The organism is Paraburkholderia sp. RL18-101-BIB-B, from assembly GCF_046026985.1.
In the GTDB taxonomy this organism is placed as follows: Bacteria; Pseudomonadota; Gammaproteobacteria; order Burkholderiales; family Burkholderiaceae; genus Paraburkholderia.
The window spans coordinates 1-21662 of record NZ_JARESV010000081.1 but is presented as its reverse complement, the minus strand read 5'-3'; the positions used below and the strand labels follow the sequence as shown (position 1 = coordinate 21662).

Below are 21662 nucleotides of genomic sequence, written 5' to 3'. Positions count from 1 at the left end.
ATTCCTGAAAAAAGGCCGATGGAGGCACGCGTCGATGCAGTGCTGCGGGGGGCGCGTGACGCGGGCTTCGTGAGTCAGGAGTGTGGCGTGGCGGCGCTGACGGGCTGCCGTCGGCTAGATTACCGTTCTGTTATGTGGGCGCTGATGCGAATGCGCCGGGACGTGGCGTCGCGTGTCTTCAGGCGCGCGTAGATAACAAAACGGTAATCGGGAGGTCAGTGCTTCGACAGGGGAAATGACAAGAATGGCAAGCGTGGTTCAGGCCACGCATTGCTTGCCCCTAACCCGGAGAGACATCATGAAATTGCTTACCGCCGTTGCCGTCACCGCACTTAGCCTGGTGTTCGGCGCGAATGCCTTTGCGCAAACGAGTCCATCTGGGCCGACGCGCGCCGATGTGATGGCGCAGTTGCAGCAGGCACAGGCTGAAGGTTTGGTGCCGACAAGCAAAAACGACTATCCGCCGTCGGCCACCGAAGTGGCGCGAAATCGGGAGATCTATGCGATTCGGCACGGCACGGATGACGCCGCTGCGGCGCGCACGGCGCAGATGCCGGCAACGCAAGGGGAACCGGCTTCGAATTGAGGTGGGACGGTCCGGTTCCCCGCCGGCGACCGGTTGCTGACGCTACGAACGGTCGCGGTTGCGCGCCCGCGTTGCGCCAGTAATGACCGCGACGCCGAGCAGAATGACCGCCACGATGGCAATCGTATGTTGCGCGACGTGCATGGCCATCAATCCCCAGGACACGCCGCCGATCAGTATGATCCAGCCAACCAGATATATGAGCAGGGTCATCTTTTCTCCTAGTTCGAGTCGACGTAGTAGGTCTATCGAGTAGCAGGATTCGCGCCCGACGCCGGCTGGTCGCGCCGGCGTTCGGAAGCTGAAGGAGAATAGCGCGATGACGAAGTGCGGCTCGCCCGCTTCAACCGCAAGCCGGCGCGGCCTTCTTGCACGCCTCGGCCAGTTGCGGCGGCGGATCTTTCTTGAACACGGTCTTATAAGACTCGAGCACGTTCGACTGAATCACCGGCAACGATTGCACGCCGATCCATGCCGGCGGCGTCTGGCCGATCAGCGCCTTCATCATCGCCATCGCCTCGGCGACGCCTTGATCGTACGGACGCTGCGAGCCGGTGGCCTTCAGCGGTCCGCCCTTGGCGATTTCGATCGCGGATTGAAGTCCCAGATCGACCGTCGTCATGGGGATATTCACGCCTTGCGCGCGCATCGACGTGAGCGTGTCCAGCGCCGGCTGATCCCAGACGGCGAATAGACCCTTGACGTCAGGATTGCCGGTGAGGAAGTCGCCCGCGATCTGCCCGACTTTGGACGGGTCCGTGAAAGCGACCTGCTTGATCTTGATGTCCGGACGGTTTTTCTTCAGCCAGTCGTTGACGGCCTTGGTCCGCTCCGTCGTGCTGAAGTAATCCACGCCGAAATTCACGAGCCCGACCGTTGCGCCTTGCGGCACGCACGAGGCAAGCACTTTGGCCGCGATCTGGCCGTTGCCTTCGCTGTCCGCCGAGATCATCGCCGAGTATTCCTCCGGATGCTTCAGGCCGGTCGGCACGTTGTCCATGAAGACGAGCTTGATGCCGGCCGCGGACACTTTCTTGTAGGTGGCGGCCGTCGCCGTGCCGTCGACCGGAATCGAGATGATGCCGTTCGGGTGGCGCTGGATCGTGTTCTCGATATCGGCGATCTGCTTGTCCACCTGATATTCGGCCGACGCCGTGCCGATCACTTCCACGCCGTACTTCTTCAGCGTATCGGTGATGCCCGCCACCTGCAGTTGCGACCAGTCGAGATTCATGGTCTGCATCGAAATGCCGACCTTGAACTTGCCGGCTTTGATCTTGGCGATGTCGGCGTCGGTCAGCTTCACGGCATCCACCGAGGCGGCTTTTTCGCCGTTCGGTCCTTGCCCGACAATCGTCTTCGGTCCGATCGATCCCGCAGGCAGGCTGGTTACGCATTGCGCGTAAGCGCCCGAGGAAGCCAGACAAGCGGCGGCGGCCGCCGCCACGACACTGGCTAACGCTATTCTTGAGCCACGACGTTGTTTCATGTTTCTCCTCCGTTGGTCTGCATGTCTGTGCTTCACGTCTTCACGTCCGAACTACTCTGTTTCTTGCCTACTTTCTGGTGAAGGCAACCGCCGCGACGATGATCACGCCTTTGATCACCAGTTGCAGCGACGAACTCACACCGAGCAGCACCAGCCCGTTATTGAGCGTGCCGATGATCAGACTGCCGAGCAGCGTCCCCAGCGCGAAGCCGCGGCCGCCGAACAGACTGCAGCCGCCCAGCGTGACGGAGGCGATCACATCCAGCTCCATGCCTTGCACGACATCGGGCCGCGCCGCGTGCGAGCGCGCCGAGAGCACGAGCGCGGCGAGTCCGGCCAGCATGCCGGTGAGAATGAAGGCGAGGGTGGTCACGCGCCGCGTGTTGATGCCCGAATAGAGCGCCGCCGTCGGATTGCCGCCCGCCGCGTAGATCTGCCGGCCGAACACGCTGTAGTGCAGCAGCAGAATGCCGGCGATCACGGCGAGCAGCGTCCAGATGATCGGCACCGGCACGCCGAAAATATCGCCCTCGCCGAAGATCGAGATGAACGAGTCGTTGTCGATGATCACGGGCTTGGTGGTCGTGACCATCAGCGCGAGTCCGCGCGCGGCGCTCAGGGTGCCGAGCGTGACGAGAAACGAAGGAATGTTGACCCGCGTGGTCACGATCCCATTGATCGCGCCGACGATCGCGCCGGTGCCGATGCCGGCAATCGCGCCGATGACCCAGTTGTTGCCCACATACGCCATGGCGAGCGCCGCGGACATGCCCGAGAGCGCCAGCGTCGAGCCGACCGACAGATCGATCTGCCGCGCAATGATCACGAAGGTCATGCCGATCGCGATGATCGAGACCAGCGCGGTTTGCCGGCCGATATTCAGGAAGTTGTCGATGGACAAGAACCACGGCGACGCGAAGCTGAACACCACTAGCAGAATTGCGAACGCGGCATAGAGCGCATAGGGCCGGTCGCCTTGCAGCAGGGCTTGCGCGATGCGCCGCATACGGCTTTTCTGCGGCGGCGATGCCTGCCGTTCGGCCGTCAGCGGCGAGACAGATTCATTCATGTTGCGGGCGCCTCGAGGGAAGAACGGGAAAGTTGGATCAGGTGATGCAGCGCTTCGGCGTTGGCGAGTTCGGCGCGCTCGACGGTGTTGACGATGCAGCCGTCCGCGACAATCGAAATCCGGTCGCACAGGCGCAGGAGTTCGTCGAGGTCCGACGACACGATGAGCACGCCGGTGCCCGCCTGCGCGGCGTCGCTCACCACGCCGTAGATTTCCTCGCGCGCGCCGACATCCACGCCGACGGTCGGCTCGTCGAGCATGAGCAACTTGGGACGCGGATGATTCCACTTCGCGAAGACCACTTTCTGCTGATTGCCGCCGGATAAAAACTTGACCGCGGTGGAGGAGTTGGGCGCCTTGACGGCCAGCTCTTTCATGGAGCGCTTCGCCTGCTGAACGGCGGCCTGGCTGCGCAGCCATCCCCAGCGGGAAAAATGCGGCAAGCGCGGCAGCGTCAGGTTGCGTTCGATCGAATGGTCGAGCACGAGGCCTTCGAGATGACGGTCTTCGGGCACCAGCGCCACGCCGAGTTGAATGGCCTCGGCGGGCGTGATGCGGGCACGCGTTCGGCCTTCGATCTCGATGGCGCCGGCGTCGACGGAGCGAAGGCCGAAGATGGTTTGCAGAATCTCGGTGCGGCCGCTGCCGATCAATCCCGCGAGTCCGTGGACTTCGCCGCGGCGAAGCACCAGGTCGATGTGATGCAGGCGGTCGTTGCTGACGTTCGATAACTTGAGCACGGGCGCAGCGCCGGCATTGGACGCTTCTTCGGAGGTCGCCGCAGTGCTCGCGGTTGCGGCAACCGCTCCATCGCCCACCGCTGTTTTCTGCCGTGCCTGCAACGCGGCATGAGCGGGACCGACGATGGCCGCCACCAGTTGCTTCATATCCGTTTGCGCCGTCGTGAACGTGCCGGCATTCGCGCCGTCACGAAACACGGTGACGCGCTGCGAAATCCGGAACACCTCGTTCAACCGATGCGTCACATAGATCACGCCGACGCCGCGAGCCGTGACCGCGCGGATCGCGTCGAACAGAATCTGCTCTTCGCCGCCGGTCAGCGCGGAAGTGGGTTCGTCGAGAATCAGCACGCGCACTTCGCCCATCAGGGCCTTGCAGATCTCGGTCATTTGCCGGTAGGCGAAGGGCAGCGAGCCGACCGGCACTTTCGGATCGAGCGGAATGCCATGCGAGCGCAAAAACTCGCCGACCGTGGCCATGAGCTGGCGGTTCTTCACGAAGCCCAGACGCGTGCGCGGCTCGCGGCCCAACATGAGATTGGCGCCGACCGACAGGGATTCGACGAGACTCAAATCCTGGTAGACAACGGCGACACCCGCATCACGCGATTGCGCCGGCGAGCCGAACGCCACTGTCTGGCCGGCGATTTCGATGACGCCGTCGTCGTAGGCATGCACGCCGCTGAGGATCTTGATCAGCGTGGATTTGCCCGCGCCGTTTTCGCCCAGCAGGGCGTGGACTTCGCCGGGCAACACTTCGAGGTCGACGCCGCGCAGCGCTTGCACGCCGCCAAATCGTTTGGTGACGCCCGCAACACGGATCAATGGAACCTGAGGCGATGACGCGGCCGCGACCGCAACCGGCTCACTCATCTGGCATGTCTCCTTCGTCCACGCGACGAAATTCTTTTCTTTGTATAACGCTATCCGGTCGAAACCGTGTTGTGATCTTCGCATCATGAATATGGTGCGTCAATAACATTCACGGGCCTTCGCCGGGCTTCAGCGGTTGTTCGTGTAACGATTGCTCGCAAAGCTTGTTATGATTCTATCAATCGTTGTAGCATAAGTGCGAACAAATTGTCGGCGGCTGTTGTGCGTCGCATCATATTTTCGGATGTCTTATGCCAGAAGCCCCATTGCAGTCTTCCTCGGTCGTCGCGCTGCGCGGCACACCGATCGTCCATCCCGAGCGCAATCCGGGTATGCCGTTCGACGCGTCCTGGCTCGACGGCCTGCGCGTCAATCAGTCGGCGGTGGAACGGCGCACCGCCACGCTCGGCACGCGCCGCAGCGTGAAGAAAGATGCGCAGGCGGCCTGGCTGCTCAAGGCCGTCACCTGCATCGACCTCACCACGCTCAACGGCGACGACACCGAAGGCCGCGTGCGCCGGCTCTGCGCAAAAGCGCGCCAACCGGTGCGCGCCGATCTGCTCGAAGCGCTCGGCATCGCACCGCAAGGCATCACGACGGGCGCGGTGTGCGTGTATCACCGGTTCGTCGCAGCGGCGGTCGATGCGCTGCACGGCAGCGGCATTCCGGTTGCGGCGGTATCGACGGGTTTTCCCGCCGGCCTGATCCCGCATCCGTTGAAGCTGAAAGAGATCGAAGCGTCGGTCGCGGACGGCGCGCAGGAAATCGACATCGTCGTCACGCGTGAATATGTGCTCACCGGCAACTGGCAGGCGCTCTACGACGAAGTGCGCGACTTCCGCGCGGCTTGCGGCGCGGCGCATCTGAAGACCATTCTCGCCACCGGCGACATCCGCACGCTGTCGAACGTGGCGCGCGCCTCGATGGTCTGCATGATGGCCGGCGCCGACTTCATCAAGACATCCACCGGCAAGGAAGGCGTCAACGCGACGCTGGACGTGTCGCTCGTGATGGTGCGCATGATCCGCGAATACCAGGAGCGCACCGGCGTGCTGATCGGCTTCAAACCGGCGGGCGGCGTATCAACTGCGAAGTCGGTGCTGTCGTATCAGATCCTGATGAAGGAAGAACTCGGCCGTGCGTGGCTCGAACCGGAGCTCTTCCGCATTGGCGCATCGAGCCTGCTGGCCGATATCGAACGCCAGCTCGAACATTACGTGAGCGGCCGTTACTCCGCTTTCAACCGTCACCCCGTAGCCTGAACAGAAGACCGATCCCATGAGCGTAGCCGAGTATTTTTCATCGATGGAGTACGGTCCCGCACCCGAGGACGATCAACCCGCGCGCGCCTGGCTGGCGCAGCATGAGGGCAGCTTCGGGCATTTCATTGGCGGTGCGTGGCATGCGCCCGCGGCGGGTGAGCGCTTCGCTTCGCACGCGCCCGCGACGGGCGAGCAACTCGCGGAGATCGCCCAGGGCGACGCGGCCGACATCGACGCAGCGGTGGCCGCCGCGCGCGCCGCGCAGCCGGGCTGGCTCGCGCTAGGTGGCGCGGGACGGGCACGCCATCTGTACGCGCTCGCGCGCATGGTGCAGCGTCATAGCCGGCTCTTCGCCGTGCTCGAAGCGCTCGACAACGGCAAGCCGATCCGCGAAACGCGCGACATCGACGTGCCGCTCGTCGCGCGCCACTTCCTGCATCACGCGGGGTGGGCGCAGTTGCAGGAGAGCGAGTTCGCCGATTACGCGCCGCTCGGCGTGGTCGGTCAGATCGTGCCGTGGAATTTCCCGCTACTGATGCTCGCGTGGAAGATCGCGCCGGCCATCGCCACGGGCAACTGCGTCGTGTTGAAGCCTGCTGAATACACGCCGCTCACCGCGTTGCTGTTCGCCGAACTCGCGCATCGCGCGGGCTTGCCCGCCGGCGTGCTGAACGTCGTCACGGGCGACGGACGCACGGGCGCGGCGTTGGTCGAGCATCCGCAGGTCGACAAGATCGCCTTTACCGGCTCCACCGAAGTGGGCCGGCTGATCCGTTCGGCCACGGCCGGTTCGGGCAAATCGCTGACGCTCGAACTGGGCGGCAAGTCGCCCTTCATCGTCTTCGACGATGCGGACCTGGACGGCGCGGTCGAAGGCGTCGTCGACGCGATCTGGTTCAACCAGGGGCAGGTCTGCTGCGCGGGCTCGCGGCTGCTCGTGCAGGAAGGCATCGAGGCGCGCTTCATCGCCAAACTGAAACGGCGCATGGAGACGCTGCGCGTGGGCACGTCGCTCGACAAGAGCATCGACCTCGGCGCGATCGTCGATCCGGTGCAACTCGAGCGCATCCAGTCGCTGGTGGAAACCGGCCGCCGTGAAGGCTGCTCGGTGTGGCAGTCGCCTGACACGACGATGCCTGCTAACGGCTGTTTTTATCCGCCGACGCTCGTCACTGGCGTGGCGCCGGCTTCCACACTGGCACAGGAAGAAATCTTCGGCCCTGTGCTGGTGACCATGAGCTTTCGCACGCCCGATGAAGCGATCTCACTCGCCAACAACTCGCGTTACGGACTCGCCGCGAGCGTGTGGAGCGAAACCATCGGCCGCGCGCTCGATGTCGCGCCGCGGCTCGCAAGCGGCGTCGTCTGGATCAACGCGACGAATCTGTTCGACGCGGCGGTCGGCTTTGGCGGCTATCGCGAATCGGGTTATGGCCGTGAAGGCGGACGTGAGGGCATCTACGAATATCTGAAACCGCGAGCCTGGCTCAATCTTGCGGAGCGTCGCAAGACGCGTCTCGTGGAGAGCGCGGCCACGCTCGGTCCGTTGTCGAACGTGACGTCGATCGATCGCACCGCGAAACTCTTTATCGGCGGCAAGCAGGCGCGTCCTGACAGCGGCTATTCGCTGCCGGTGCATGCGCCGGACGGCACGCCCGTTGGCGAAGTGGCCGCGGGCAATCGCAAGGACATCCGTAACGCGGTCGAAGCGGCGCGCGCGGCGCAGAAGTGGTCGCAGGCGAGCACGCATAACCGCGCGCAAGTGCTGTTCTATCTGGCGGAAAACCTGGCCGTGCGCGCGGACGAATTCGTGCGCCAGCTCGTGGTGCGAAACGGGGCGACGGAAGCCGCGGCGCGTGCCGAAGTGGACGCCTCGGTGCAGCGTCTTTTCACTTACGCGGCTTGGGCCGACAAGTTCGACGGCGCGGTGCATACGCCGCCGTTGCGTGGTGTCGCGCTGGCCATGCATGAGCCGCTCGGCGTGATCGGCATCGCCTGCCCGGACGAAGCGCCGCTGCTCGGCTTCGTTTCGCTGGCGGCGCCCGCGCTGGCGATGGGCAATCGCGTGGTGGTGTTGCCGAGCGAGGCGTCGCCGCTCACGGTTACCGACTTCTATCAGGTGGCCGAGACGTCCGACGTGCCCGGCGGCGTGCTGAACATCGTCACGGGCGAACGCGGCGCATTGCTGCCCGCGCTCGTCAAGCACGACGACGTCGATGCGCTCTGGTGCTTCGGCAGCGCGGCGGATTCGACGCTGGTCGAGCGTGAATCGGTCGGCAATCTGAAACGGACGTTCGTCGATCACGGCCGCCAGTTCGACTGGTTCGACCGTTCGAGCGAAGGCCGGCCGTTTCTGCGCCAGGCCGTGCAGGTCAAGAACATCTGGATACCGTACGGAGATTGACCGCCAAGCCGGCAGCCGTACCAAACGTCTTAAAGTAAAGACACGCACGCCAACCAGAAAATGGAGGAGACAACGTGCTGAAGAATCTGGATCCGCTGTTGCATGCCGAAGTGCCGCGCGCATTTCAGGCATCGAAGGACGTTCCCTTTAACCCGGCTGTTCAGCAACAAGGGGAACGCGCATGAACACGTCTACGCAACCAAACGGTCGCGTCGTCATTCTCGGCATCTACGTCACCGATCTGACGTTTCGCGCCGGACGCATGCCGCAGATCGGCGAGACCATCGCGGGCACGGCGTTCGCGATGGGGCCGGGCGGCAAGGGCTCGAATCAGGCGGTCGCGGCCGCGCGTGTCGGCGCGGAAGTGGTGTTCTGCACGCGCATCGGCAACGACGCGTTCGGCTCTATCGCACGCGCCACGTGGGCCGCAGAAGGCATCACGGCGCGCGCGTCGGTGATCGACGGCGTCTCGACCGGTGCGGCGCACATTTTCGTGGACGACAACACCGGCATGAACGCGATCATCGTCGCGTCCGGCGCGGCCGGCACGATGGAAGCCGCCGACGTCGACGCAATCGAAGCCGATATCGCCGCCGCCCGCGTGTTCGTCACGCAACTCGAACAGCCGCTCGAAGCCGCGCGGCGCGGGCTGGAAGTGGCGCGTAAGCATGGTGTCATCACCGTGTTCAATCCGGCGCCCGCCATGCCGCTCGACGACGCCATCTTCCCGCTGTGCGACTACATCACCCCGAACGAAACCGAAGCGGCCGCGCTCACCGGCGTGCCGATCGCGAATGCCGACGACGCCCGCCGCGCCGCTGACGTGCTGCTCGCCAAAGGCGTCGGCACGGTCATCGTCACGCTGGGCGAGGGCGGCGCGCTGCTGCATTCGGCGGAGCAATCGATCCTCGTGCCCGCTTACCACTGCGGCCGCGTGGTGGAAACCGCCGGCGCCGGCGACGGCTTCACGGGCGGCTTCGCGGCAGCGCTCGCACGCGGCGACGACGCCATTACGGCATTGCGTTTCGGTTGCGCGCTCGCGGGCATTTCCGTGACGCGTCCGGGCACGGCGCCTTCCATGCCGACACTCGACGAAGTGAATCAAGTGCTGAGCCAGCCGGCCGGCGTGTCCCAGTCATCCTGACCGTTTGCGAAGCCCGAAGGAGCGTGTCGTCACCATGAAGTCTTCGTTCACCGCTGGAAAACTGTTCGGCGACCGGCAACTGAATTTCCTGCTGATCGTCAACGTGCTCGTCGTGCTGGTCGCGACGTGGCTCTCGCGCGGCCAATTCGTCGATATCGACAATCTGCAGTCGATGGGCGGCCAGTTGCCCGAGCTCGGCCTGCTCGCGCTCGGCATCATGCTCTCGATGGTGTCGGGCAACGGCGGCATCGACCTGTCCGGCGTCGGGCTCGCCAACCTGTCGGGCATGGTCGCCGCGTTGATCGTGCCGCGCTTCGTCAACGGCGACGATTCGCCCGCGCTTTACACGTCACTCTTCTGCGTGATCGTGGTGGTGATGGGTTTGCTTGGCGGACTGCTGAACGGCGTGGTGATCGCGCGCCTCAGACTCACGCCGATTCTCTGCACGCTCGGCACGCAGCTGCTGTTCACCGGCTTCGCGGTGGTGCTCAGCAACGGCGCCTCCGTGCATGTCGACTACGTGGACCCGTTGTCGAATATCGGCAACGGCACGGTGTTTCAGGTGCCGATCGCGTTCTGCATATTTATCGCCGCGGTGATCGTGCTGGGGTGGCTGCTCAAGCGCAGTCCATTCGGCCTGCGTCTCTATCTGATGGGCACCAATCCCAAGGCGGCGTTCTACGCCGGCATTCCGCGCGCGCGCATGCTGATCACGACGTATGCGATGTGCGGCGTGCTCGCGTCGCTGGCCGGGCTGATCAGCGCGACGCATACGTCGAGCGCGAAATGGGACTACGGCAATTCCTATCTGCTGATCGCGATCCTGATCGCGGTGATGGGCGGCGTGAATCCCGCAGGCGGGCATGGCCGCATCATCTGCGTGTTCTTCGCCGCGACGGTGCTGCAGTTTCTTTCCAGCCTGTTCAACCTGATGGGCGTGTCGCAGTTCTTCGGCGATTGCGCGTGGGGGTTTCTGTTGCTGCTGTCGCTGGCGTTTGCGGGCGGCGAACGGGTGCGCGCCATCTTTGGTTTCGGCGGCGCAAGCAATGCCGGCGCTTCAAGTGCAGCGCCTAAGCGTTAGTGGCGCGCGACAAGGTTTCAGTACGCGGCGGACAACGAGCCCTGGCTGTCCGCGACGATCAAGTGGGCAACATCGAACGATAAAGGAGACTTTGCATGAAATTGACTCGACTGGGTGCCGCGCTCGCAGCGGCCGCGCTGACGGTAGGTGTGATCGCTGCCGCGCAGGCTGCCACGAACGAAACGATCGTCACGGTCGTCAAGGTGACCGGCATCAACTGGTTCAACCGGATGGACGACGGCGTCAAGCAGTTCGCCAAGGACAACCCCAACATAAACGCGTATCAGACCGGGCCCGGCCGCGCGGATGCGGCGCAGCAACTGAAGATCATCGAAGATCTGATCGCCAAGAAGGTCACCGCCATTGCCGTGGTGCCCTACGATCCGCCGACGCTCGAACCGGCGCTGAAGAAGGCGATGGATCGCGGCATCAAGGTGGTCACGCATGAAGCCGACAATGCCAAGAACACGATGGTCGACATCGAGGCGTTCGACAACACCGCCTACGGCGCCGGCCTGAACGAGCGTCTCGCCTCGTGCATGCACGACGACGGCAAGTGGGCCGTGCTGGTGGGTTCGCTCGGCAGCCGCTCGCAGGTGCAATGGGCGGACGGCGGCATCGGCAACGCCAAGGCCAAGTATCCGAAGATGAACCTGGTCGAGCCCAAGCTCGAAACCAATAACGACGGCGAGCGCGCCTATGAAGTCGCCAAGGAAGTGCTGCGCAAGCATCCGGACCTGAAGGGCTTCCAGGGTTCGTCGTCGCTCGACGTGATCGGCATCGGCCGCGCGGTGGAAGAGGCCGGCATGCAGGGCAAGATCTGCGTCTACGGCACGGGCCTGCCGACCGAAGCCGGCAAGTTCCTCGAAAGCGGCGCCATCAACGGCATCGCGTTCTGGGATCCGAAGCTCGCGGGCATCGCGATGAACAAGGTCGCGCAGATGCTGGTGGACGGCAAGACGGTCGAGAACGGCGCCGACCTCGGCATTCCTGGCTACACGAAGGTCACGGTCGCGAAGGGACCGGGCAAGGGCATCATTGTGCGCGGCCAGGGCTGGGTGAACGTCGACAAGACGAACTACAAGCAGTATCCGTTCTGAGCTTTCTGGCGGCTTTGACTTTTGTTTCATGTGTCACGGCGTCCCCGAAAGGGGACGCCCCAACCTGCGACTCGCCACAATGAATCAAGACGCAACCTCACCGAAGTCACCACAGTCCGACGTTTCGCAGCCATTCCTGGAGGTGGTCGGCGTGCACAAGCGCTTCACTGGCGTGCATGCGTTACGCGGCGTGAGCCTGTCGTTCGAGCGCGGCCAGATCTATCACCTGCTCGGCGAAAACGGTTGCGGCAAGAGCACGCTCATCAAGATCATTTCCGGTGCGCAGCCACCCGACGAAGGCGAACTCGTGATCGAAGGCGTGCGGCACGCGCGGCTCTCCGCGCTCGAATCGCTCGCGGCCGGTATCGAGACCGTTTATCAGGATCTCTCGTTGCTGCCCAATATGAATGTGGCGGAAAACGTCGCGCTCACGTCCGAGTTGGCCACGCACGCGGGCAAGCTGGCCCGCACCTTCGACCGGCGCGAGCTGGCCCGCACGGCGGCGCGCGCGCTCGAAGCGGTCGGGCTGCCCGGCAACGCCGAGTTTCAGACAACGCTGATCGAGCAATTGCCGCTCGCCACGCGGCAGCTCGTGGCGATTGCCCGCGCGATCGCCAGCGAGGCGAAGTTCGTCATCATGGACGAGCCCACCACGTCGCTCACGCAGAAGGAAGTCGACAATCTGATCGCCGTGCTCGCCAATCTGCGCGCGCAGGGCGTCACCGTGCTGTTCGTCAGCCACAAGCTCGACGAGTGCTATGCGATCGGCGGCGAAGTCATCGTGCTGCGCGACGGCCAGAAAATGGCGCAAGGACCGATCGCGCAATTCACCAAGGCGCAGATCAGCGAGTTGATGACGGGGCGCCATCTGTCGAACGAGCGTTATCGTGAAGGCGCCTGCGAGCCCAACGTCGTGCTCGATGTGCGCGGTTATACGCGCGCCGGCCAATTCAGCGATGTGTCGTTCGCGCTGCACGGCGGCGAGATTCTCGGCATTACGGGTCTGCTCGACTCGGGGCGCAATGAACTTGCGCGCGCGCTCGCGGGCGTCGCGCCGGCGCAATCCGGGCAGGTGATGCTCGACGGCAAGGCCGTCTCACTGCGCACGCCCTCGGACGCCAAGGAGCATCGCATCGGCTATGTGCCGGAAGACCGCCTGAACGAAGGGCTCTTTCTCGACAAACCGATCCGCGACAACGTGATCACCGCGATGATCTCCAGCCTGCGTGACCGCTTCGGGCAGATCGACCGCACTCGCGCGCAGGCGCTCGCGGAACAGACGGTGAAGGATCTGCAGATCGCCACGCCGGGTGTCGACAAACCCGTGCAATCGCTGTCGGGCGGCAACCAGCAGCGCGTGCTGATCGGCCGCTGGCTCGCCATCGACCCGCGCGTGCTGATCCTGCATGGACCGACAGTCGGTGTCGACGTCGGCTCGAAGGACATCATTTACCGCATCATGCAGCGCCTGTCGCAACGCGGCATCGGCATCATCCTGATCAGCGACGACTTGCCGGAACTGCTGCAGAACTGCGACCGCATCCTGATGATGAAGAAAGGGCGTGTCGCCAGCGAATACCAGGCCGACACGCTGAGCGAAGCCGATCTGTATCATGCGCTGCTCTCGGAAGCCGCATAAAGGACGTCTCTACTCATGAACTCGCGCCTCGATTCGCGCCTGAACCAGACCATGACCACCCCGACCGTCGTCGAAGTCGCCCCCGAGGTCAAGCCGCCGAGCTTGCGGGCCAAGCTCGCGCGCAATCCCGAATGGTTCACCCTGGCATTGATCGCGGTGACGTGCCTGATTGTCGGTGCGATCAATCCGCGTTTCTTCCAGTTGGCGACGCTGTTCGACCTGTTGCATTCGGCGACCACGATGTCGCTGTTCGCGTTAGGCACGCTCGTCGTGCTGGCGTCCGGCGGGATCGACGTGTCGTTCACCGCCATTGCCGCGCTGACGATGTACGGCATCACCAAGGCCGTGTTCGCGTGGTGGCCGGACGCGCCGTTTGCACTGATCCTGATCACGGGCGCGCTCGGCGGCATCGTACTTGGCGTTGTCAACGGGGTGCTGGTGCATCGGCTGAAAGCGCCTTCGCTGATCGTCACGATCGGCACGCAGTATCTGTATCGCGGGCTGTTGCTGACGTTCATCGGCACGACGTTCTTTATGAACATTCCGCACAGCATGGATCATTTCGGCCGCATTCCGCTGTTTTTCTATCACACGGCTGATGGCTTGCGCGCCGTGCTGCCGGTGTCGGTGATAGCGCTGGTGGCGGCCGCGGTGGTCACGTGGTGGCTCCTGAATCGCACGATGATGGGACGCGGCGTCTATGCGATGGGCGGCAGCCTCGCGATTGCCGAGCGGCTCGGCTACAACCTGCGCGCGATCCATCTGTTCGTGTTCGGCTATACCGGCATGCTCGCCGGCATCGCGGGCATTCTGCACGTATCGAACAACCGGCTTGCGAATCCCTTCGATCTGGTCGGCTCGGAACTCGATGTGATCGCGGCGGTGATTCTGGGCGGCGCGCGCATTACGGGCGGCACGGGCACGGTAGCCGGCACGTTGCTCGGCGTGGTGCTGGTCACGCTGATCAATAGCGTGCTGATTCTGGTGGGCGTGCCGAGCACCTGGCAGAAGGTGATTATCGGCGCGTTTATTCTGATCGCCGGGACGTTGTTCGCGTTGCAGCGTAAGAACTAGAAGAGTTGCGGCCTTTGCATTGCTAACGCCGCAATGCAGAGGCACGCATACGCGCTCACCGGCGCTTGCGGAGTTCCTGGCCTTTCTCGGTGATGATGGAATCGAAGTCGTCGACTTGCGAGAAACGCACCGCTTTGACGACGCCGAACTTGCTCTGATCCACCACCAGATGCCGCTCGACTGCGCTCGCCATAGCCGCCTGCTTGAGGGCGACCTCGTGAAAATTCCAGCACGTCACACCGCGCGCCGCGTCCACGCCGCCGGCGGAAATGAATGCTTTGTTGATGCCCATGCGGCGCAGCATCTCCAGACTTTCTTCACCTGCGAACGAATCTGACGAAGGTACATAGACGCCGCCCAGCAGAATCATCCGCACATTGGGTTTGCGCCGCAAAATTTCCGCGACGTTCAGCGAGTAGCACACCACCGTGACATGCCGCTCGACCGGAATCAGCCGGGCCAGCGTGGTGAGCGTCGTGCCGCAGTCGATGAACAGCGTTTCGTTGTTGCCGATGAGGCCCGCCGCGATCGCCGACGCCTCGGCTTTGGCCTGCGCGAAGTGGTCTTTCTCTTCTTCGAGTGAATAGCCGGCGTTGTTCGGTACGTCGGTCGCGCTGACGATATAGCCGCCGAGATACGTGAATCGCTCGGGACTGCCCGCAATGTCGCGCCGGACAGTCATTTCCGAAACGCCCAGCAGGCCGGCGGCGTCGCGCAGGCGCATCACGTTTTGCCTGGCCAGCGCATCGGCAAGGGCGCGGAGGCGGTCGGGTTTCAGCATGGAGCTCCTGTCGCGCAGTATGGGAGGGCGTTATGTTTTGTTCGATTTGGTGAAAGAATTATAACAAGAGGCGGTGCGCACGGCGAGCGAGATATCGGTCGATTGAGAGGACCGGCGGCACGCGTTTCCTGGTTCCGCCGATGCCGCAGTTGGCAAACGCAGCAGTGCTGGCGATGCTCAATGCGAATGCGGCTGAAGCGAGCAGGGCGTTGGATTTTATTGCGTCGATTTGTTAAATGAAGCGAGGCGTTTATTTGATCGGCGGCGGGCCGGGCGGAATGTGCGATTATCGCGGAGAAAGACATGGGGCGGCACACGATTGCATTCAGCATGGATGCATGATTTTTTAATTCGCAGCACGCCACGCCATTCATTCATTTACATTTCTGTAAGCCTCGTTATAATCCGAACGCTTACGTCGCGGCTTTTTGCGGCCGGAGAAAAACCGACAACATCACATGCGAAACGGATAACGATAATGGCTGGCGGACAAAATATCAAAACCCTGTGTGAGAACCACTGGACGCAATGGAAAGCCGATTGCAGCGGCTTCCTGAAGGCAGTCGCCGCGGATCTCGATATTACGCTGACGGGTGATGCGAACAGCATTATCGACGCCATTGGCCGCGCACCGTGGACTCAACTCGGTTCGGATGCCGACAAGGCCGTCGCTTATGCCGGACTCGGCTATCTGGTGGTTGCCGGATTGAAGGCGACGCATCACGGCCATGTCGTGATTATCATGCCGGGTCAATCGAAACCTTATCCGCTTGCGTATTGGGGCCGATATGGCGGCGTCGGACGGAAAAACACCGCCATTAACTTTTCCTGGACGCATGCGGATCTCGCGAATGTTCAGTATTACGCCATCAAACCATGAAGCAGAGTCTTATCACGCGTGCGGTCGTGACCGTTGCCGGTCTGTTGATCTCGGGTCCGGTTGCCCTCGCGCAATCATGTCACTACAGCGAAGTGAATCCCGGCACGGGCAAGGTCAGCGTCGGCGATCTGTCAATCGATCTGGGTCAGAGCGACGGCACGGATAGTCCGACGGCCTGGCTCGGTCCGGTCACGCTGAGCCGTGCGGGCGGGGCATCGTGCTCCGTGGATCCTAACGTTAGCATCGTCGAGCGGCCGCTTTATACGAACGGCAAGCAGCTTCTCGTCTCCACGTATTCCGGCAGCGAGCAGGTGGTTTACGCGATCGATTCAGCGACCTGCAAGATCCAGTGGAAGAGCGCTTCGTTTTCCGGCAAGGTCAAACTGAGCGGCAATCGTCTGCAACTGGACAAGCGCAAGGTGAAACTAGGCTCGAACTGCACGCCTTGAAAGAGCCTGAAGGTTCGCGCTGTGTGCCATCAAGTTGAGCGAGCCGATCGACGATCATCTCGCTCAAGTCGCTTTTGAAGGCCACGCAAGCGCAGCGCGCGACTCTTGCGCCTCCGCCGCGAGATATCGGCCGGGCGTCGTTCCCATCGCTCTGCGGAACACCAGAGGGGAGGGAAGTCGATCACATCAGGCACTTCGTGTCATGACCTCAGGGAATTACCTGAGACGCGAAAACAATGGTTTTCGTCTACCTTTTCCGATACTGAGTCGGTTTACGCTGAATGCCGGGTGCTCAAGGAGCTTTGATGACTGCTCTGGACCAGATTGACACCGTCGTGATCGTCATGATGGAAAACCGTTCCTTCGATCACGCACTCGGTTATCTAAGCTTGAACGGCAGCCAGGTTAACGGTCTTTCCGCGGATCCGGCGTGGCAGGCGAACTTCATCAACGTATACAACGGCAAGCAATATCCCATTCATGCGTTGAGTCCGAATGGACCTGCCATATCGGACCCGCCTCACGACCGCGGCCCGATCGCCACGCAGATCGACACACCGTGTGTGCCGGGAGGATGCCCGGAACTCGGCGGATTCGTGCAGAGCTATGCAACCCGCAAGCCGGCACCGTCGAATCTGGCCGACGTGATGGGTTATTACGACGCTCGCACTGTACCCACTTTCGACTTTCTCGCGAAACACTTCACCGTGTGCGACAACTGGTTTGCTCCGTTGCCCTCAGGAACTCAGGCAAACCGTCTGATGGCGATGGCGGGGACTAGCCTGATCAACGATAACGTGCAAGGGCTGAGCTTTCTGCCGGATCAGCCACTTGTCTATGATTGGCTGCGCCAGCGCGGCATACCTTGGTGTGTCTATCAGTCAGGGAGCTTCTTTCCGTTCTTCAGCATGATGAAGGAATGGCTTCCGGAGATCCTGCTGTCCTTGACCTTGCCGCTCAACGACGCCGGCGGAAACTTCCGGCGGTATTCGAGGTTTGCCCATGACTGGCAGGGCAACGGCATTCTCCCGAAAGTGATTTTCATCGAACCGGAATACACGGACGGCCCTCACAACACCGCCAACGACGATCACTGCCCAACGGGGATGGCTGGTGGGTAAGCGTTCATCGCTGATATTTACCGGACCTTGATTTCGAATCCGACCAGGTGGAAAGAGACGCTGCTGATCGTGACGTATGACGAGCACGGCGGGTTCTTCGATCATGTGGCGCCGTTGGACATTGCGGTCGATATCGCGGGGTTTTCGTTCAAGACTAGTGGGCTGCGGGTGCCGGCTTTTCTGGTGTCGCCGTTTGTCACGCCGGGGAGCGTCTTCTCGGGGAGACTCGACCATACTGCGGTGCTTCAGATGCTTGCGGAGAAGTTCGACGCGCAGAAGAAGTATTCCGATGCTGTCACTACTCGCAATGCGCAACTTGACCGGCTGGCAAGTGCTCTTAATGGTCAGCCTGTGGCTCAACCTGCGCCAGCGTTAACGGGCGCGCCGATACATGCCGCCGCGACTGCATTCAATGGAGTCGTGCAAGCGGGCGTGTCGGATACGACGCAGGGTTTTCATAATGTCGCGCTTCAGGTGGCAAGAGATCATCCTCAATTGCTGACCTCGCCGCAGTGGACGGGGCTAGCGGAGTATCTGGCGACGTATGGGAAGCATTGAGGAATGGAGGCATGTGTTGGGAGACGGGTCTGGTGGGCTTGAGCCCCAACTCCAGAATCGCCTGAATCACTTTAAACGGTTGAGTTCGCGCATGTTCAGTGTCACCAGTGCAGTTGCATGCATCGCCGGCTCCGCAGTCCCACGAGGAACCGGCAAGCATACCGAGGTCCAAAACACGACATTTCAATTTAGCTCAGATACGACATTACAGCTTTGCCGTAACAGATGAAAGGTTGATTCTTGGCACCTATGGTGACATGTTGCGTTGGTGTAGTTTTTCAGTTTTTTCTTATCTCTCAACGGGTAAGGCGGCCGAGTTATCCACAAGTTGCCCACTTTTCTGGAAATTCCTGTTGCGTGACCGTGACGCTGCTATTTGTTGCGTCCGTGGCTACCCGAGGACGCAACAGTGTGAGACCGGTAAACGTGGTTTTACCCGACTCAGTGTTGCGTTCTCATCCCCCTTGCTGCCGACCTAGGGGCGGCTTTTCGGTTTCACACCCAGCTCCCACAAAATGTCGATGTTTCTGAGATACGTAGCGACGTTCTCGGCTGAACCGTGGATGATCGAATGTTCGTGGACGTCAACGCTGTCGACTTTTGCCGACCATGGGTCTTCCAAGCACTGGCAGATGTCGTTGATATCGTCGCGATACTGCTCCAGTGTGCCTAGGTTCCAGTTCCGAGCAACATCAGGGGCCAACAGTACTGAGAGCGTGCCTTTCCTCTCGCCGATATACCGTACCGGCGCAAGCAGGCCACTGATGTAAAGGACCATGATTGCATCGACCACCCGATCGTCATGATCCTCATCCCAGATGATGGCGAAGTCGAGGAACGCGCACCGCTCAAGCCGATTGATCGCTTCATCGTGCCAGACCGGAGCCCGCAGAACCGAATAGTGGGTTCCCCGGCCAAAATGCCCCACTGGTTGTGTTTCGTCATGCAGCGTCTGGAAGAAGGGACAGTAGGACATTTCACACCCCTTTCGGGAGAGAAGCAGCTTCCGCCGCGGCTCTCGGCTATTTCGTGGCTAAGAGATCTGACCATGCTGCGCCAATTTCTTGCTTTGGCAAATGCTGTCTGCGAAAGCACTGAATCTAGTCTTTGAGCGACCAAGCAACATGTTGAAAAGTCGGCAGTCGGCGCATGAGGCGCCGCTCGCTGGCTCCGCATCATGGCCGCGCAAATGTCCCCATTCCATTCGGCAAACGGCACGCCGTAGCCTTCCGGCTCAAATTGCGGCGGGGTCGAGGTAAAAGAGCGTGGGCGGCCAGTCGTAGCGCTTGACGCATGCTTTCAGTCCAGGTTTTCGACAGCGGCGTTCGAAAGGCGCAGGTGTCCGGCGGAGAGGCTCCCCTCCCTCAGTTAGCGAAGGGCCGGGACCGCCCCTAAAGAGACGCTCAACTTTCTTGTTAGCGGACGGTCGCGGAAAACAATTCGGGGTATTCACTTGAGTGAGGCGAATCATTCCGTTACTGCACAACGTTGATATACTGCCGCTTCAGTTCGTTAAATATTGCGACACACGTTATTAATCAATGTTACTTAGAAGGATGTCTATGTTTTCCGAGAGTCTTACGTCATATTTTCATAAAGACGCGGCAAGCCCGCGGACATATATAACGAATGCACCCTCGACAGCAACGGTGTTCTTGCGCAGCGTCGTAGAAATATGTGACTCGGTAACCCACTGTGAGCGCGCTCTTGAGAACAGTGGCGATAAAGCGATGATCGATAAATCGTCTGAATCGCTTCGCGTGTTTGTGATGACAGCGTTCGCGATGCTGATGAGCAATTTTGAAGTATTTCAAAAACAGCAGTTTTCAGAGCTAGTGGATTCGAATGATTTTATGGATGGCTTTGACGATCTCGAGTTGGCAAAGCGACTCGAAAAAGAAGGATGTAACATCACGCTCTATCGGATACTTGCTGCACGTGGAGAACCTCGTGAACCCGGTCAAATAGTCGCAGACTCACTGGTATCTTGGCACAATCCATCTAGAGTGAATCAATATTTTCAAATTATTTTTCCGAAAATCAATATATATTCAAATTCCGTCATAGCGGAACTGGAGTTAATGTGGCAACTTCGGCATTCTATCGTACATACTGGCGGCACCATTACTCGGGAGGACGCCGCCAAAGTATCATCGTTGCGGAGATTCAGCGATCGAAAGCTTGTGTTAGAGGGGTCTTTCATATTAGAGGTGGGAAGGCGATTGCACGTTATCGTTAAGCAGGCGTCGGCTATCTTGGAACGCGAATTGCGCAAGCGATTCATACGCCAGGAGGGAGAGAGCGATGCTGAAGTTGATGAAATAATAAAAGAGATAGTCGGCTGTACGTCGCCAGTGCCAAGTTGGTTCGAAATCAAAACGACGTAATTTACAAGCAGTGTCTTCAATCGGGTGAAACAGTGAGCATCTACCACTAGGAAACATGTCTCGCAGTGCTAGGGTATTCGATGCGATTATTACCGCAATCGATGTTTCGTCAAATTATCCCCAGTACATTCCTTATAGAGCACGGCAAGTCCGTCAGAAACTTCCTGAAGTGTACCTAATGCGTAATCAACAAAACCAAACAAATGCATCTCATCCTGATTATCTTCTGGTTCAACAAAATAAATCAAGCTTTGGCGGACATGCTCTAGCTCAGCAACTGCGTCATAAGCTGACTGCAGCGCAGCATAGAGTTTTTTGTCTAATGTCGCCGCGTCTAATAGATATCGATCCATAAGTTCCCTATGCGTCTCAGTCAATGATGATCCGCTTTTAGTATCGTCATTCTTCCGTTTTACACGAAATAAAGTCTTTCCACTTCTGGGGAAAATGAATTCGAACTCGGCGCCGAGCTCTGCTTCGTCTCGAATCGTTTCGACAATATATTTAATAGATTTTATGGTCCAGAGATTTAATTCGCACTCACGGGAAATAAGCATTTTAATTGCTTTTATTTTTCGTTGCTCTCCGCGATAGCGTCGCACTCCCTCAAGTATTTCTTTTGTGAAAAATAGTGCGATAGCAGAAATTACGGCAATAGGAATAACAGTTACTGTAGGTTGCATAATTTTTTATGGTTATCCGTTTTGTCAGAAAACCTCGGCGTGAGTACGCGCCCGATATTCCTAATCTAGTCTTGGTGCAAAACGTAAAAATTGTCGGTCGCTAGCAGTATAGAAAAACAGCCCTAATGATACATTGGCGACGGCAAACTTACGATTATCAAGGCGCATTGGCGAACGTCCGTTGATGACCGAACCCGGTCCGGCACAGAGCGGCCGGCGTGGTGGGCCGTTGATCGGCCCTGTCGGTCAGAAGTCGACCCACTGCCGCCGCTCGTGCTGTCAGGGGTTGAACGGCAGGTAACGGAGTGGTCCGGTCATCCAAGCCGGCTTCTCGGGGACAGC

At 60.6% G+C, this 21662-nt stretch carries 19 protein-coding genes and 1 pseudogene; 13 read left to right on the top strand and 7 right to left on the bottom strand.

Annotation, left to right across the window (positions count from 1 at the left end):
* A partial coding sequence (locus P0D73_RS43970) for a hypothetical protein (protein WP_408320645.1) occupies positions 1-192 on the top strand: 192 nt, incomplete at its 5' end.
* Between the two features lie 106 nt (positions 193-298).
* Positions 299-586 (top strand): DUF4148 domain-containing protein, encoded by a 288-nt coding sequence (locus tag P0D73_RS43965; RefSeq protein ID WP_408181411.1) that lies wholly within the window; start codon positions 299-301, stop codon positions 584-586.
* A 42-nt stretch (positions 587-628) separates the two neighbouring features.
* Here P0D73_RS43965 and P0D73_RS43960 read toward each other — a convergent pair whose 3' ends face one another.
* The 4 genes from P0D73_RS43960 to P0D73_RS43945 all read right to left on the bottom strand — a co-directional run bounded on the left by P0D73_RS43960 (position 629) and on the right by P0D73_RS43945 (position 4757).
* Positions 629-799 carry a hypothetical protein gene (locus P0D73_RS43960; protein ID WP_165923918.1) on the bottom strand — a complete coding sequence of 57 codons (171 nt, stop codon included), beginning with the start codon at positions 797-799 and terminating at the stop codon, positions 629-631.
* 130 nt (positions 800-929) lie between these two features.
* The gene (locus P0D73_RS43955; protein WP_132377208.1) at positions 930-2075 is read right to left on the bottom strand and encodes a substrate-binding domain-containing protein; all 1146 of its coding nucleotides are present in this window, start codon (positions 2073-2075) and stop codon (positions 930-932) included.
* A 67-nt stretch (positions 2076-2142) separates the two neighbouring features.
* Complete coding sequence (locus P0D73_RS43950; protein WP_408181409.1) at positions 2143-3144, bottom strand: ABC transporter permease; 1002 nt, start codon at positions 3142-3144, stop codon at positions 2143-2145.
* Positions 3141-4757 carry a sugar ABC transporter ATP-binding protein gene (locus P0D73_RS43945; RefSeq protein ID WP_408181407.1) on the bottom strand — a complete coding sequence of 539 codons (1617 nt, stop codon included), beginning with the start codon at positions 4755-4757 and terminating at the stop codon, positions 3141-3143. The genes P0D73_RS43950 and P0D73_RS43945 overlap by 4 nt, the downstream gene beginning before the upstream one ends.
* Positions 4758-5008: 251 nt before the next feature.
* On the opposite strand from P0D73_RS43945, the gene deoC reads away from it, so the two are divergent.
* The 7 genes from deoC to P0D73_RS43910 all read left to right on the top strand — a co-directional run bounded on the left by deoC (position 5009) and on the right by P0D73_RS43910 (position 14461).
* The gene (deoC, locus tag P0D73_RS43940) at positions 5009-6019 is read left to right on the top strand and encodes a deoxyribose-phosphate aldolase (protein ID WP_408181406.1); all 1011 of its coding nucleotides are present in this window, start codon (positions 5009-5011) and stop codon (positions 6017-6019) included.
* A 16-nt stretch (positions 6020-6035) separates the two neighbouring features.
* Positions 6036-8423 carry an aldehyde dehydrogenase family protein gene (locus P0D73_RS43935; protein WP_408181404.1) on the top strand — a complete coding sequence of 796 codons (2388 nt, stop codon included), beginning with the start codon at positions 6036-6038 and terminating at the stop codon, positions 8421-8423.
* Between the two features lie 181 nt (positions 8424-8604).
* A complete protein-coding gene (gene rbsK, locus P0D73_RS43930) occupies positions 8605-9567 on the top strand; it encodes a ribokinase (protein ID WP_408181402.1) in 963 nt (320 codons plus the stop codon).
* Positions 9568-9601: 34 nt separating this feature from the next.
* Entirely contained in the window at positions 9602-10648 is a 1047-nt protein-coding gene (locus P0D73_RS43925) for an ABC transporter permease (protein ID WP_132377203.1), read from the top strand.
* Between the two features lie 95 nt (positions 10649-10743).
* A complete protein-coding gene (locus P0D73_RS43920; protein ID WP_132377202.1) occupies positions 10744-11748 on the top strand; it encodes an autoinducer 2 ABC transporter substrate-binding protein in 1005 nt (334 codons plus the stop codon).
* Positions 11749-11827: 79 nt separating this feature from the next.
* The gene (locus tag P0D73_RS43915) at positions 11828-13387 is read left to right on the top strand and encodes a sugar ABC transporter ATP-binding protein (RefSeq protein WP_408435971.1); all 1560 of its coding nucleotides are present in this window, start codon (positions 11828-11830) and stop codon (positions 13385-13387) included.
* Positions 13388-13402: 15 nt separating this feature from the next.
* Positions 13403-14461: an ABC transporter permease gene (locus tag P0D73_RS43910; protein WP_132377200.1), complete on the top strand. Its 1059-nt coding sequence runs from the start codon at positions 13403-13405 to the stop codon at positions 14459-14461.
* A 55-nt stretch (positions 14462-14516) separates the two neighbouring features.
* On the opposite strand, the gene P0D73_RS43905 is transcribed toward P0D73_RS43910, so the two are convergent.
* On the bottom strand, positions 14517-15242 hold the full coding sequence (locus P0D73_RS43905) for a DeoR/GlpR family DNA-binding transcription regulator (protein WP_132377199.1): 726 nt from the start codon (positions 15240-15242) through the stop codon (positions 14517-14519).
* Between the two features lie 478 nt (positions 15243-15720).
* On the opposite strand from P0D73_RS43905, the gene P0D73_RS43900 reads away from it, so the two are divergent.
* The 3 genes and pseudogenes from P0D73_RS43900 to P0D73_RS43890 all read left to right on the top strand — a co-directional run bounded on the left by P0D73_RS43900 (position 15721) and on the right by P0D73_RS43890 (position 18250).
* Positions 15721-16122 carry a hypothetical protein gene (locus P0D73_RS43900; protein WP_408285857.1) on the top strand — a complete coding sequence of 134 codons (402 nt, stop codon included), beginning with the start codon at positions 15721-15723 and terminating at the stop codon, positions 16120-16122.
* On the top strand, positions 16119-16571 hold the full coding sequence (locus P0D73_RS43895) for a hypothetical protein (RefSeq protein WP_408435968.1): 453 nt from the start codon (positions 16119-16121) through the stop codon (positions 16569-16571). Before P0D73_RS43900 ends, P0D73_RS43895 begins: the two co-directional genes overlap by 4 nt.
* 281 nt (positions 16572-16852) lie before the next feature.
* Positions 16853-18250 (top strand): annotated as a pseudogene (locus P0D73_RS43890) (alkaline phosphatase family protein).
* Between the two features lie 475 nt (positions 18251-18725).
* Here the strand turns inward: P0D73_RS43890 and P0D73_RS43885 are convergent.
* Positions 18726-19226 (bottom strand): hypothetical protein, encoded by a 501-nt coding sequence (locus P0D73_RS43885; protein ID WP_408285860.1) that lies wholly within the window; start codon positions 19224-19226, stop codon positions 18726-18728.
* Between the two features lie 754 nt (positions 19227-19980).
* Between P0D73_RS43885 and P0D73_RS43880 the strand changes: the two genes are divergently transcribed.
* On the top strand, positions 19981-20637 hold the full coding sequence (locus P0D73_RS43880) for a hypothetical protein (RefSeq protein ID WP_408435966.1): 657 nt from the start codon (positions 19981-19983) through the stop codon (positions 20635-20637).
* An 89-nt stretch (positions 20638-20726) separates the two neighbouring features.
* Here the strand turns inward: P0D73_RS43880 and P0D73_RS43875 are convergent, their stop codons facing one another.
* Complete coding sequence (locus tag P0D73_RS43875; RefSeq protein WP_408435964.1) at positions 20727-21320, bottom strand: hypothetical protein; 594 nt, start codon at positions 21318-21320, stop codon at positions 20727-20729.
* Positions 21321-21662 lie beyond the last annotated feature (342 nt).

Coding starts and splice junctions, on each gene's coding strand:
- deoC (WP_408181406.1), top strand. CDS start 5,009: ATGCCAGAAGCCCCATTGCAGTCTTCCTCGGTCGTCGCGCTGCGCGGC.
- P0D73_RS43920 (WP_132377202.1), top strand. CDS start 10,744: ATGAAATTGACTCGACTGGGTGCCGCGCTCGCAGCGGCCGCGCTGACG.
- P0D73_RS43935 (WP_408181404.1), top strand. CDS start 6,036: ATGAGCGTAGCCGAGTATTTTTCATCGATGGAGTACGGTCCCGCACCC.
- P0D73_RS43895 (WP_408435968.1), top strand. CDS start 16,119: ATGAAGCAGAGTCTTATCACGCGTGCGGTCGTGACCGTTGCCGGTCTG.
- P0D73_RS43950 (WP_408181409.1), bottom strand. CDS start 3,144: ATGAATGAATCTGTCTCGCCGCTGACGGCCGAACGGCAGGCATCGCCG.
- P0D73_RS43925 (WP_132377203.1), top strand. CDS start 9,602: ATGAAGTCTTCGTTCACCGCTGGAAAACTGTTCGGCGACCGGCAACTG.
- P0D73_RS43875 (WP_408435964.1), bottom strand. CDS start 21,320: ATGCAACCTACAGTAACTGTTATTCCTATTGCCGTAATTTCTGCTATC.
- P0D73_RS43955 (WP_132377208.1), bottom strand. CDS start 2,075: ATGAAACAACGTCGTGGCTCAAGAATAGCGTTAGCCAGTGTCGTGGCG.
- P0D73_RS43945 (WP_408181407.1), bottom strand. CDS start 4,757: ATGAGTGAGCCGGTTGCGGTCGCGGCCGCGTCATCGCCTCAGGTTCCA.
- P0D73_RS43965 (WP_408181411.1), top strand. CDS start 299: ATGAAATTGCTTACCGCCGTTGCCGTCACCGCACTTAGCCTGGTGTTC.
- P0D73_RS43880 (WP_408435966.1), top strand. CDS start 19,981: ATGATCGATAAATCGTCTGAATCGCTTCGCGTGTTTGTGATGACAGCG.
- P0D73_RS43905 (WP_132377199.1), bottom strand. CDS start 15,242: ATGCTGAAACCCGACCGCCTCCGCGCCCTTGCCGATGCGCTGGCCAGG.
- P0D73_RS43960 (WP_165923918.1), bottom strand. CDS start 799: ATGACCCTGCTCATATATCTGGTTGGCTGGATCATACTGATCGGCGGC.
- P0D73_RS43910 (WP_132377200.1), top strand. CDS start 13,403: ATGAACTCGCGCCTCGATTCGCGCCTGAACCAGACCATGACCACCCCG.
- rbsK (WP_408181402.1), top strand. CDS start 8,605: ATGAACACGTCTACGCAACCAAACGGTCGCGTCGTCATTCTCGGCATC.
- P0D73_RS43900 (WP_408285857.1), top strand. CDS start 15,721: ATGGCTGGCGGACAAAATATCAAAACCCTGTGTGAGAACCACTGGACG.
- P0D73_RS43885 (WP_408285860.1), bottom strand. CDS start 19,226: ATGTCCTACTGTCCCTTCTTCCAGACGCTGCATGACGAAACACAACCA.
- P0D73_RS43915 (WP_408435971.1), top strand. CDS start 11,828: ATGAATCAAGACGCAACCTCACCGAAGTCACCACAGTCCGACGTTTCG.